Origin of the sequence: Parasynechococcus sp. (assembly GCF_042954245.1) — a bacterium.
Lineage (GTDB): Bacteria > Cyanobacteriota > Cyanobacteriia > PCC-6307 > Cyanobiaceae > Parasynechococcus.
In genome coordinates this window covers 1-11,168 of record NZ_JBGKDP010000073.1, presented here as the reverse complement: position 1 = coordinate 11,168, position 11,168 = coordinate 1, and the positions used below count along the sequence as shown (strand labels likewise).

The window sequence follows — 11,168 nt, the reverse complement described above, 5'->3', positions numbered from 1 at the left end:
ATCTCGCGGGTAATAGCGCAGCAGGTCGCGCACCAGCAGTAAGCCGATCGAGGCCAGCCGAGCAGCGAATTTCGGCCCCACACCACGGATCTGGGTGATGGGACTGTCGAGCTGCAGCGGTGAAGTAGTCCGTTGCTGGGGAGACGCCTGAACCTTCAGGCGTGGCGGGGCCATGGGGGCCGAGGGTTCCAAGCGATGGCGCAGCTCATGCAGCCACTGACGCGCATCGGTGACCAAGCGACGGCGAGCCGGATCAGCCAATTCTGGATACTCAACGAAACCTTCGCTGAGCTTGGTCATCCGCTCGGTGACCCCCTGGGGAAAGGGAACGGCGGGGGGGGCTGCGAGTTGCTGTTGCAGAAAGGCGTGAAAGCGCTGCTGGCGACCCTGCAAATTCTGAAAACCCCGGTCCGCCTCCAACCCCAATGAGCGCTGAATGGGGAGCATCCAAGCCAGCAGCAGCGACAGCTGCTCGCCGGTCAGTCCCCGCTCAGCTGCTGCGTTGAATCGGATGGGGTCTGCCAATGGGTCCGGGCCTCACGATCCAGGGAGCGACGCTGCCAATGACGCTGCTGCCGCACCATTGTGAGCAGAGCATCGTGGTGAGCGCGCAATCGTTTGCGGTACTGACGCAGTCGTGGGCTGTCGAACTCCAGATCGTTGCTGCGCAGGAGCACACAGAGCACATCCATACCCTGATCGAGATCGTCGACAGCCAGAGGAAGCCGCAGGCGAAGCACGTTCGTGGCCGTTGGCTGTGTTTCGACCTGTCCCTTCAAGACAGCATCCAGAAGGCTGATGGGCAGAAGCGTCTGGGCCAGCCCTGACCGCAGCATCTGCACATTCACTGCATGGGACAAATTGCGCAAGCGTCGCTCAAGCGCCTGATCCATGGCATGGATCCAGTGCAACAGGGCATCTGGCTCACTGGGAAGGAAGTGGTCGTTGCCTTCAACCGATTGATCCAGCGCACCATGGGACGCAATGGGCTGTTGGGCCTGCTGCATCGCATCACCGGCCAGCTCGAACAACGAGCGGAGCACATCGAGGTCGCCTGACGATTTGGGCTCTTCTTGCTCAGGGATGGGTTCAGCGACGGGATCCGGAGCAGCGTTGTTGCTCTGGGGGGGGGAGTCAAGCGGTGAAGTCATACTCAACTGAATGGAGCCACTGGGTTCCTCCCGTTGCGGGGCAGGTTCTGGCAGCTCAGACTCAGGCTCACCGGTCAGGCTCTGGCGACTGAGCTTCTGCAACATGCTTCGGCTGGCATGGGCCTGTTGACGCCGCTGCTCATCCTGCATCTGCCGCACCAGCTGCATCAACTGCTCCACCGTGAGCAGGACGCTGCAACGATCGATCAGGTCGCTGATCGAAGCATGAAAATTTTGACGGGTCGACTCTGGCAGCCGACTGAAGCGGGAGGGGTCAACCTCACCGAGAAGATTGAACAATGCCTGACGGATTGCTCCGGCCAGCAGCTCCCGCAGCACTTGGAGGTAGAGCGCCTGCTCCCTATAGAGGGCGATGGCCCGCAGCCGGCACAAACGTTGAAGGCGTGCCAGCTGTTTTGACGGGTCGTAAGCAGGCTTGACGTCCGGGTCGGACAAGGGAATCAGCCAGCGTTCTGCATGGACGCCACTTCAGCAGCGAAATCGTTCTCTTCCACTTCGATGCCTTCACCCAGGGTGTAACGGGTGAAACGACGAACTTTCACATTCTCACCGATCTTGCCGGCGGTTTGCTTCACCAGGTCAGCAACGGTGATGGAGCTGTCCTTAATGAAGGGCTGCTCCATCAGAGCAAGTTCCTTGAGGCGCTTGCCGATGCGGCCTTCAACGATTTTTTCCTTCATCTGCTCAGGCTTGCCCTCGAGATCGTCACGGCCCATCTCGATCGCTTTTTCCCGCTCACGAATCTCGTCGGGAATCTCATCGGTGGTGACGTATTCCACGTTGGGGCAGGCCGCCACCTGCATGGACACGTCGCGAAGAAGCGACTGGAACATGTCGCCACGGGCCACGAAGTCGGTTTCGCAGTTCACCTCAACAAGCACACCAACGCGGGCACCGGTGTGGATGTAGCTGCCGATGGCACCCTCGGCGGCGGTGCGACCAGATTTCTTTTCAGCGCTGGCGATGCCTTTCTGGCGGAGCCACTCAACGGCCTTATTGGCATCGCCTTCAGTGGCGGCCAGGGCTTTTTTGCAATCCATCATCCCCGCGCCGGTCTTGTCGCGCAGTTCTTTGACAAGCTTGGCGGATACGGCAGCAGCCATCGGTCAGAGCAGTGAGAAGGGAAATTAAATCGCCGCCAATTCCCTGTTTGGAATCAGTGGCGTGAACTTAGCGGTCAGAGGAGATCAGCCTTCGCTGTCGCCACCACGCTGATCGTTGGAGCCATGGCGGCCCTCATTGATCGCGTCGGCCAAACGACCCAGGATCAGCTGCACAGAACGAACGGCGTCGTCGTTGCAGGGAATCGGCACCTCACAGAGGTCTGGATCGCAGTTGGTGTCCAGCATGGAGACCAGAGGGATGTCGAGCTTGCGGGCTTCGAGCACGGCATTCGACTCACGACGCTGGTCCACCAGGACCACAACATCGGGCAGGCGACGCATGTTCTTGAGGCCACCCAGATACTTCTGGAGACGCTCGAGTTCGCGACGCAGCACCGCACCTTCTTTCTTGGGGCGCATGGCGATGGCGCCACTGGACTCCATCCGCTCAAGATCTTTGAGACGGTCGATCCGGGCCTTCATGGTGGTCCAGTTGGTGAGCATGCCGCCCAACCAGCGCTGATTCACATAGGAGGCTCCGCAGCGGGCGGCTTCAAGCGCCACAACTTCAGAGGCTTGCTTCTTGGTGCCAACGAAGAGGAAACGCTTGCCGCTGCGTGCAGCAGAACGGGTCCACTTGTAGGCGTTGTTCATGCAGACGGCGGTCTGCACGAGGTCGATGATGTGAACGCCGTTGCGCGCGCAATAGATGTAGCGCGACATCTTGGGGTTCCAACGACGGGTCTGGTGCCCAAAGTGAGCACCAGCCTCCATCATCTCGGCGAGGGTTACGACAGCCATGGCTTGAGGGTTTCGGGTTCGCCTCCACCTGCCAGGGACCTGAACAACCAGCAAGAGCTGGTATCACGGTGCACCCGAAACGGGCAGGTGTGCGGAGTGAAAGGACCTAAAGAAGGTATCAAAACGTTGATCAGCGAAGCCCCACCGCTCTAGCTTCACGGAATAGGGTACGTACACCGATGCGATTGAGGGGCAAACGAAGCAGCTCCATCGCCGTTCCCGGATAGCCATGCCGGATTAGCCAGCGGAGCAACGGGCGAAGGCTGGAGGGATTGATCAGCCCGCCGAGGGTGAGCACTTCCCAAAGGATGCGATGGAACCAGGTGAACTGGATGATTAGCCGCACTCGCCTGGTTGGATGTTTGCGGTAGAAGACAAGCCCCATACGGGCCCGTTCTACCTCCACTTCCACAAGGCGGGGGATCTGGTCGAGGCTCAGGGCGGGGTGCCAATGGTAACCGACCGCGTCCGGACACTTCACCAACTCAACCCCCATCCGCCGCAGACGCTCACCCAGTTCCAGATCCTCCCAGCCGTAGAGGCGGAAACCGGTGTCGAACAGGCCTGAACGCTCCAACACCTCCCGATCGATGGCCACATTGCCGGTAGCGAAATAAGCCCAGGACAAGTCACGTAATTTGTGGCGTTCCGAGCAGGGTGCTTCGAAGTTGGCGGTGTTGATGACAGCGCCATAGGTGAAGCAGAGCCGATCACCGCGCCGTTGCCAGCACTGCTTTAACGCCCGTGCATGGGTGGCCAGAAAGGTTTCTGTGACCACCAGGTCGCTGTCGATGAAGACGATCACATCACCACGGGTGTGATCGACGCCGCGGTTCCGGCCCTCCGCAGGACCACCATGCTCCTGCTCAATCAGGCGCACATGGGGAAAGCGATGGGCCTGCTCGCTCAGCCATGACGGCGTTCCATCGGTGGAACCATCGTCGACCACAACAACCTCGTAGTCCTGAAGAGCTCCAACAAGCTGCTGATCTTCCAGTGCCGAGAGGCATCTCTCGAGGATCAGGCGTCGGTTGTAGGTCGGAATAACGACGCTGACGAACATCGCGACGGCCGATGCAGATGGCAACCCACCCTACGAACAACAACAAAGGGGCCCGCAAGCGTGTTTGTTAGGGATGATTTGATCCGCTGATCAGTCGGCGGCACCACCGTTGTTGGCGGTACCGGTCACACCGTTACCAGCGCCTTCACCGCGGCCATCGCTGCGCATCTTGCGCTTCTTGAACTTGCGCGCATAGGCGCGGTTCCGCTCCTGCTTTTCTTTCTTCAGGTTTCTGCGCTTGGCCATGCGGAACTGCGGGCTCTGATATCAGTATTCATCCTACTAAACAGCATTCTTTAAATGCCCATCCTCCATCTGGAGCAGGCGATCGGCGACATCAACGATGCGCGGGTCATGGGTCACCATCAGCACCGCGCAGGATTGTTCACGGGCCAGTCGGCGAAGCAGCTCCACCACCTCCCGGCCCGTACGGCTGTCCAAAGCAGCGGTGGGTTCGTCAGCAAGGAGCAGCCGAGGGTTCGCGGCAAGGGCACGGGCAATGGCGACTCGTTGCTTCTGTCCTCCAGACAAGTCCTGAGGGACTTTGCCCATGTGGTCTTCCAGACCGACGGCACGGAGCCATTGACGAGCTTCATCCCGACGGGCCCTGTAGCTGAGATCAGGCAGAAGATCGGCTCCCATCTGCACGTTCTGTTCAGCAGTGAGGCAGCGCAGGAGGTTGTGGCCCTGAAAAATCATTCCAATGCGCCGACGCACCTGCTGGCGGCGACGACGACCGGCCCCATGCAGGAATTGACCAAGCACCGACACCTGACCCTGCTGAACCGTCCGCAAGGCACCGATCAAGGTGAGCAGGGTTGTCTTGCCACAGCCGGAGGGACCGGTCAGCAAAACCACTTCGCCCGGCTCGATGCTGAAGCTGATGTTCTGAAGAACCTCGCGGCGCATCTCCCCTTGGCCGAAGGCATGGGAGAGGTTGTCGACAACAACAGCTGCCATCAGAAGATCTCCGCAGGGTCTGCATCGATGAGACGACGCATGGCCAGGAGTGACGACAACATGCACATCACCAAGATCATCACCAGCACGGTCAACGCCCGGGACAGATCCATGCCGACGGGCAGCTTGGTGGCGTCACGAACGAACCAGTACAGCCCCTGACCAGCCAGATAGGCGGGGACGTACCCCATCGCCGCCAGATAGAAGCCCTCACGGACCACCACTCCCAACAAATGGCTGAGGCGATAACCCATCGCCATCAAGGTGGCGTATTCCGGCAGGTGATCACTCACATCGGTGTACAACACCTGGTACACGATCACGCAGCCCACCACGAAGCCCATGGCAGCGCCGAGGGTGAAGATGAAACCAATGGAGGTACTGCTCTTCCAATAGTTCTGCTCGAAATCGATGAAGCCCTGCTTGGTCAGCACCGAAACATCCTTTGGCAGTCGCTGGCTTAATCGGGCCACCACCTGCTCAGGATCCGCTCCTGGCTTCAACCGCACCAAACCCACTTCAATCGCCCCTGGCGGCTTCTGAGGCAGCAGATCGAGGAACGTCTCAGTGCTCGTAAGCAGATTGCCGTCGGCACCGAAGCTGGTGCCCAGGCTCACCAGACCCGCCACCCGAACGCGGTTGCCAGCGATCTCGGTTTCCACCACCCGGCCATCGCGATACCAATCGGCAATGGGTCCGAATTCGGAGCGTGACAACTGATCAAACAGGATCCGCCCTTTCTGCTTGAGAACGTCAGTTGTCTCAGCCAGGGAGGGGTCGACGAAGAAAGGGTCGTCGGGATTGAAGCCCAACGCAAGGATCGCCCGGTTGCGCCGCGTTTCAGGGTTCCGCCAGAGCATCAGCCCCCAGTGCACCGGGGTCACCCCCTCGACATCAGGGTCAGCCAGGGTCTGAACCAGCCGACGCCTTGGAAATCCCGCCATGCGCACGGAGCTGGCGGAGCGAGGACTGATCAGAACGACATCGGCATCGAACAGCCGATGCACCGTGACGCTGGCATCGAACAGGCCATCACGGAATCCGAGCTGCATAAACATCAGGATTCCCGCGAAGCTGATGCCGGCGAGTGCCACCAGCAAGCGAACGGGCTGGCGCGTCAGCAACAGCCAGGAGAGGGGAATCCGACGGCCCCGCCAGAACCGGTTCATGGATCGAAGCGGGCGATCACCTTCAAACCAACTAGACGGCTGACTTTGGCGGCATCTTCAGGGTTGAGCACCACATCAACCACCACAACGCGGGCATCGGCATCGCCGGTGGGATCGGTAGACAGAACAGACCGTTGTTCTACCTGCGGGCTGATGCGCAGAACGCGCCCGACCAGTTCACCGCGGAAACCACCGTTCTCGCTGGTGAGGCGTACGGACTGGTCGAGGCGGATCCGGGAGATGTCGGATTCATAGACCTCGATGCTGGCCTGCATCGCCTGATTGGCCCCCACATCCATCACTCCCTCTGCACCGGGGCGCTCGCCTGCACGGGCGTGCAGCTTGAGCACAACACCATCAAGGGGCGAGATCAGCTGGCTCAGCACGAGGTCGGCCTGGAGCCCTTTGCGCTCTGCCAGGGCCTGATCCCACCTTCCCTGAAGGCGCACCAACTCTTCGCGCTTATTGTCCACCAAAGTCAACTCGGCTGCACCCCAATCGGCGGCTTTGCTGAAGCGCTCCACCTCAAAGGCCTGAAGGCGAATCTCCTGGTCGAGGCTGCGCAGCTCCGCGTCGACTCGCTCCAGATCAGCGAGGAGGCCATCCCGATGATCGAATGACGCTAACACCTGGCCCCGCTTGATCAGATCACCCTCATTCACATTGAGGGCTGCCACCCGGGGTGTCCCCGCCATCCCCGCATTGGGAGCCGCCAGATTGCGGATGTCTCCGGCGGGCTTCAGCTGCCCCAGGGCAGCTGAAGCTTCGGGACGAACCTTGCGTGCAGGCCCCGGTTCAACCGGCTTGGGTTCGGGCGTCGGCCGCAGCAACCAGCCACCGATGACCGCAATGACCAAACTTCCAGCCAGAACAGACCAGCGCTTGGGGGTCATCAGAGCTCCGGTGGGTTGTCGAACAAAAGCGCGTCAATGTAGCGATCGGCCCAGGCTGAATCGAAGACCTTCTCGAGTACGCGGCGGGTCTTGTCGTTGCGTTTCTGCTGGAGGCAATAGCTCAACTGACCCTCGTACCGGCGGACTGTAGTGAGAGCCGTTGACGGTTCGGGAGTCGCCTCGATCACGCTAGTGGTCATCACCTGCAGGTAGTGGCTCACCAGCTCCTGAAAGGCCGCTTCCTCGTCAGCACCATCGGGGCGGATGAAGCACACCTTATTCGAGAAGATGGCTGATCCCCAGGCCGGCAGGTTCCGAACCTGACGGAACGCCGGCCATGGCTTGGCCTCAAGCCGCTGAATCAGTTGCTCCGGCAGGGCATCAGAGGTGGGGGACAGATCGACGATCGCGGCGGAGATGCCTGCAGGGCCGGCCACGATGTCGGCCCCGAAGATCGGGAGGTCGTAATGGGGATCGGGGAACCAGACGCTGTGGAGGATCTGCAGTCCGTTGCCGAGTCGCGCAACCTCCAAATGAAGCTTGCGAAGGCCGATGCAGCGAAAAAGCTCGTTGCCGATCGATAGGCCTTCACCATCGAGTTGCCCCTGGATGAAGCGCAAATCCTCATCGCAAGGGAGGATCTCCAATCCGGGCAATCCCGCCCAGGCACTACGGATCGACGCCGCCAAAGCCTGCACGAGGGGATGCTGTCCTGGCGGTGGCGCCAGCGGCTTGGGCTGCATCGAAGGGGCAGGCACAGAATGGAACTTTGCCACGCAGTTCTGAACCTTCCGTTCTCCGGTCCCCCACTGGACCATTGGACCCTCCCCAACGGAGTGCGCTGCGTGACGGCCGACATGCCGGATGCACCCCTGACCTGTCTGGATCTCTGGTGCCGTGCCGGCAGCGCCAGTGAGCAGCCAGGGGAGGAGGGCATGGCCCATTTCCTGGAGCACATGATGTTCAAGGGAAGTGATCGGCTGGCCGCAGGGGCGTTCGACGAGGCCATCGAAGCTCTGGGGGGCAGCAGCAATGCCGCCACAGGCTTTGATGACGTTCACTTCCACGTGCTGACACCGCCGGATCGGGCCCGCGAAGCATTGGATCTATTGCTCGAACTGGTGTTACAGCCAAGCCTCGAGCCAGACGGATTCAACACGGAACGGGGGGTGGTGCTTGAGGAGATCGCTCAATACGCCGATCAACCCAACGAGCAGGTGCTCCAATTGCTGTTGAGCAAGGGCTGTGACCAGCACCCCTACGGCCGACCCATCCTGGGTACACCCCGCAGCCTGGAGGCCATGACACCCGACGCCATGCGGGCGTTTCACCAGCGGCAGTACCGCGGTTCCAACTGCTGCCTGGCGATGGCCGGGCCTGCATCAGCTGAGCTGCGCAGTTCCCTGGGGTCCTCGGCTCTGGCAGGCCTCCTGGATGCGCCTGATCCGTCATCACCGTCATCCCCCCTGAGCGTGCGTCCTGGACGCAAAAGCGTTGTGGTGGACCGGCTCGAATCAGCTCGACTGCTGATACTCTGGGAAGCGCCCCAGGCCCAGGATCAGGGCGGCGTAATGGCGGCTGATCTCGGCACAACCCTGCTAGGGGAAGGACGACGCAGTCGTCTCGTGAACCGTCTGAGGGAGGAACTGCAGATCGTTGAAAGCGTGTCGATGGACCTCTCGGTTCTGGAGCAGGGAAGCCTGATCACCCTCGAGGTGATCTGCCCGGACGAGCATCTGGAGACTGTGGAAGAGGAGGTGAACCTGCAGCTGCGCGCCATGGCAGATGAGCTCGTCAGCGATCAGGAGCTGAAACGGGGCCAACAGCTGGTGACCAACGGACTGCGCTACGCCTTGGAATCGACGGGCCAGGTGTCTGGACTCAGCGCCAGCCAGACCCTCTGGGACCGTCAGCAGGATCTGCTCCAACCCCTGCACTTCCTGCCGCGATGGACGGCAGAGCGGCTTCGCTCAGACCTGTTTCCCAGGCTTCAACCCGAACAGGCGTTTGTGCTGATCGCCCAGGCCAAGACGGAGAACGAATGAGCAGCCCCGAACTGCTGATCGAACCGGTCTCCAGCCCGGGGATTCTGGCCGCGAAACTGCTGCTTCCTTTCGGCAGCGCCGATGACCCTGCCGGAACACGGGGCGCCCATGACCTGCTGGCATCCCTGCTCAGCCGCGGCTGTGGACAATACAACCACGTGGACCTGGCGGATCTTGTTGAGGGATGCGGAGCAGGTCTGCGCTGTGATGCCCAGGAGGACGCACTTGTGCTGAGCCTGCGCTGCACGGTGGAAGACGCAGGGCAGCTCCTCCCCTTATTGGCACAAATGGTTCGTTCCCCCCAACTTGAGCCTGGCCAGGTGGCCCTTGAACGTTCGCTAACGATTCAAGCCTTGCAGCGGCAGCGGGAGGACCCCTTCCATTGCGCTACGACTGGATGGAGGCAGCTGACCTATGGTAACGGGGGCTACGGCCACGACCCCATGGGTATCGCTGAAGAGCTGGTTGATCTGGATCGGGAAACACTTCTTCCCCTCGCCGAACGGCTACCGGGGGCATCAAAAGTTCTTGCCCTGGCGGGCAGCATCCCGCCGTCAATCATCGACACGATTCGCTCGCTTGAGGACTTTCGCGACTGGCCACAGGGAAGCAGCAAAGATTCTTCAGGCCGCCGCCCCTACGCCGAAGCGGTTGGGGCTGAGAGGATCCAGCTCGAACCGATGGACACCGAACAGGTGGTTCTGATGCTTGGGCAGGCGACGCTGGGGCATGGCCACCCGGATGAACTGGCGCTGCGTCTCTTGCAATGCCATCTGGGGGTGGGCATGTCGAGCTTACTGTTCCAGCGCCTGCGGGAAGACCATGGCGTGGCCTACGAAGTGGCAGCCCACTTCCCTGCCCTGGCGGGGCCGGCGCCCTTTGTGCTGATGGCCTCCAGCGTGGAGGAGCGCTCAGAGCTCGCGCTGGAGTTGCTGCTGAACATCTGGGATGAGCTGAATGAGCAACCCCTCAGTGAGGCCGCACTCGAGCTCGCACGGGCCAAGTACATCGGTCAGCTCGCCCAGGGTCTGCAGACCTGCTCTCAACGGGCGGAGCGACGGGTTCAGCTGAAGGCACAGGGGCTGCCCGACGATCATGACCAGCGCTGTATTGAGACTCTCGCGGAGCTGACACCGACTGATGTGCGCCAAGCAGCAAAACGTTGGCTGAGCGAGCCACGACTCAGCCTGTGCGGAACATCCACTGCTCTGGAGCAGCTTGCCCGGAGCTGGCACCGCCGGCAGGCTGCTTAGTCCGCCTCAGCGGCATCCACGGCATCCAGCCGGTCGAGGGGAATCAGAAAAGTGCCACGGCGAAAACGCACGGCAACCGTGTCCATCGGATAAAGCGCCACCACCTCGCCCACCTCACCGACCGCCACCAGATCGGGCGGTCGCAGCATCGGCATCGGATCCGCCGACTTGAGGTACGGAAGCTGCTGCGACAGGCGCAGGTGATCACCGATCGATACCGTCATCTGAACTGGGCAGGATCTGCATTGTCGAGCAGGATGGCCGAGTTGAGAGATTGATGTGAGGGCTCTCGCCTCCTGGTGTGGTGCCCTGGCGGGTCTACTGGCCATCCTCATCGGTGGTCTTGTGCCGGCCGCGTTGTTCCTGCCTGCTCCTGAGCCAATCATTCTCCCTCTGCCGGTCACATGGCAGGTGCCGGCGCTGCTTCTCTGCGCCATGGTCAGCGGGCCGCGGGCCGGCGTGATGGCCGCTGTTGGCTATCTGACCCTGGGGTTGTTCAGTCTACCGGTGTTCCATGGCGGTGGCGGGCTGAGCTATGTGCTCGAACCGGGTTTCGGCTATCTGGCGGGCTTCGTTCCCGCGGCCTGGCTTACCGGTCGACTGGCGCAGCAGGACGGTATGGATGACCTACCCAGACAGTCGCTCTGCGCCCTTGCGGGACTGCTCGTTCTCCAGATCTGCGGGGTGCTGAATCTCGCCCTCGGAGCGC

General features: G+C 61.4%; 13 protein-coding genes and 1 pseudogene. 3 read left to right on the top strand and 11 right to left on the bottom strand.

Annotation, left to right across the window (positions count from 1 at the left end):
* From ACGVJ8_RS03540 to ACGVJ8_RS03495, 10 genes and pseudogenes are all read right to left on the bottom strand, one after another.
* Positions 1-525: pseudogene (locus ACGVJ8_RS03540) on the bottom strand (DNA helicase RecG); the annotation flags it as partial.
* Entirely contained in the window at positions 480-1,607 is a 1,128-nt protein-coding gene (locus ACGVJ8_RS03535) for a hypothetical protein (protein ID WP_392345513.1), read from the bottom strand. The gene ACGVJ8_RS03535 and the pseudogene ACGVJ8_RS03540, both read right to left, overlap by 46 nt.
* Positions 1,608-1,612: 5 nt before the next feature.
* Positions 1,613-2,275, bottom strand: coding sequence for a translation elongation factor Ts (gene tsf, locus ACGVJ8_RS03530; protein ID WP_038555235.1), 663 nt, complete (start codon positions 2,273-2,275; stop codon positions 1,613-1,615).
* Between the two features lie 84 nt (positions 2,276-2,359).
* Positions 2,360-3,076, bottom strand: a complete 717-nt coding sequence (gene rpsB / locus ACGVJ8_RS03525; RefSeq protein WP_006850376.1) for a 30S ribosomal protein S2 — start codon at positions 3,074-3,076, stop codon at positions 2,360-2,362.
* Positions 3,077-3,206: 130 nt separating this feature from the next.
* Positions 3,207-4,139, bottom strand: coding sequence for a glycosyltransferase family 2 protein (locus tag ACGVJ8_RS03520; protein WP_392345512.1), 933 nt, complete (start codon positions 4,137-4,139; stop codon positions 3,207-3,209).
* Positions 4,140-4,229: 90 nt separating this feature from the next.
* Positions 4,230-4,385 carry a hypothetical protein gene (locus ACGVJ8_RS03515; RefSeq protein WP_392345511.1) on the bottom strand — a complete coding sequence of 52 codons (156 nt, stop codon included), beginning with the start codon at positions 4,383-4,385 and terminating at the stop codon, positions 4,230-4,232.
* A gap of 36 nt (positions 4,386-4,421) precedes the next feature.
* Positions 4,422-5,099, bottom strand: coding sequence for a DevA family ABC transporter ATP-binding protein (locus tag ACGVJ8_RS03510; protein WP_392345510.1), 678 nt, complete (start codon positions 5,097-5,099; stop codon positions 4,422-4,424).
* The gene (devC, locus tag ACGVJ8_RS03505) at positions 5,099-6,268 is read right to left on the bottom strand and encodes an ABC transporter permease DevC (protein WP_392345509.1); all 1,170 of its coding nucleotides are present in this window, start codon (positions 6,266-6,268) and stop codon (positions 5,099-5,101) included. The genes ACGVJ8_RS03510 and devC overlap by 1 nt, the downstream gene beginning before the upstream one ends.
* Complete coding sequence (locus tag ACGVJ8_RS03500; protein ID WP_392345508.1) at positions 6,265-7,161, bottom strand: HlyD family efflux transporter periplasmic adaptor subunit; 897 nt, start codon at positions 7,159-7,161, stop codon at positions 6,265-6,267. The genes devC and ACGVJ8_RS03500 overlap by 4 nt, the downstream gene beginning before the upstream one ends.
* Positions 7,161-7,904 carry a phycocyanobilin:ferredoxin oxidoreductase gene (locus ACGVJ8_RS03495; protein WP_392345507.1) on the bottom strand — a complete coding sequence of 248 codons (744 nt, stop codon included), beginning with the start codon at positions 7,902-7,904 and terminating at the stop codon, positions 7,161-7,163. Before ACGVJ8_RS03495 ends, ACGVJ8_RS03500 begins: the two co-directional genes overlap by 1 nt.
* 18 nt (positions 7,905-7,922) lie before the next feature.
* Here ACGVJ8_RS03495 and ACGVJ8_RS03490 point away from each other — a divergent pair, with 18 nt between their 5' ends.
* The gene (locus ACGVJ8_RS03490) at positions 7,923-9,206 is read left to right on the top strand and encodes a M16 family metallopeptidase (RefSeq protein WP_392345506.1); all 1,284 of its coding nucleotides are present in this window, start codon (positions 7,923-7,925) and stop codon (positions 9,204-9,206) included.
* A complete protein-coding gene (locus ACGVJ8_RS03485) occupies positions 9,203-10,459 on the top strand; it encodes a M16 family metallopeptidase (RefSeq protein WP_392345505.1) in 1,257 nt (418 codons plus the stop codon). The genes ACGVJ8_RS03490 and ACGVJ8_RS03485 overlap by 4 nt, the downstream gene beginning before the upstream one ends.
* Here the strand turns inward: ACGVJ8_RS03485 and ACGVJ8_RS03480 are convergent.
* Positions 10,456-10,683 (bottom strand): NAD(P)H dehydrogenase assembly family protein, encoded by a 228-nt coding sequence (locus ACGVJ8_RS03480; protein ID WP_392345504.1) that lies wholly within the window; start codon positions 10,681-10,683, stop codon positions 10,456-10,458. The two genes, ACGVJ8_RS03485 and ACGVJ8_RS03480, sit on opposite strands and share 4 nt — an antisense overlap.
* A 55-nt stretch (positions 10,684-10,738) precedes the next feature.
* Here ACGVJ8_RS03480 and ACGVJ8_RS03475 point away from each other — a divergent pair.
* The coding region (locus ACGVJ8_RS03475) for a biotin transporter BioY (RefSeq protein ID WP_392345503.1) at positions 10,739-11,168 on the top strand (430 nt) is incomplete at its 3' end.

Coding starts and splice junctions, on each gene's coding strand:
- tsf (WP_038555235.1), bottom strand. CDS start 2,275: ATGGCTGCTGCCGTATCCGCCAAGCTTGTCAAAGAACTGCGCGACAAG.
- rpsB (WP_006850376.1), bottom strand. CDS start 3,076: ATGGCTGTCGTAACCCTCGCCGAGATGATGGAGGCTGGTGCTCACTTT.
- ACGVJ8_RS03520 (WP_392345512.1), bottom strand. CDS start 4,139: ATGTTCGTCAGCGTCGTTATTCCGACCTACAACCGACGCCTGATCCTC.
- ACGVJ8_RS03515 (WP_392345511.1), bottom strand. CDS start 4,385: ATGGCCAAGCGCAGAAACCTGAAGAAAGAAAAGCAGGAGCGGAACCGC.
- ACGVJ8_RS03510 (WP_392345510.1), bottom strand. CDS start 5,099: ATGGCAGCTGTTGTTGTCGACAACCTCTCCCATGCCTTCGGCCAAGGG.
- devC (WP_392345509.1), bottom strand. CDS start 6,268: ATGAACCGGTTCTGGCGGGGCCGTCGGATTCCCCTCTCCTGGCTGTTG.
- ACGVJ8_RS03500 (WP_392345508.1), bottom strand. CDS start 7,161: ATGACCCCCAAGCGCTGGTCTGTTCTGGCTGGAAGTTTGGTCATTGCG.
- ACGVJ8_RS03495 (WP_392345507.1), bottom strand. CDS start 7,904: ATGCAGCCCAAGCCGCTGGCGCCACCGCCAGGACAGCATCCCCTCGTG.
- ACGVJ8_RS03490 (WP_392345506.1), top strand. CDS start 7,923: ATGGAACTTTGCCACGCAGTTCTGAACCTTCCGTTCTCCGGTCCCCCA.
- ACGVJ8_RS03485 (WP_392345505.1), top strand. CDS start 9,203: ATGAGCAGCCCCGAACTGCTGATCGAACCGGTCTCCAGCCCGGGGATT.
- ACGVJ8_RS03480 (WP_392345504.1), bottom strand. CDS start 10,683: ATGACGGTATCGATCGGTGATCACCTGCGCCTGTCGCAGCAGCTTCCG.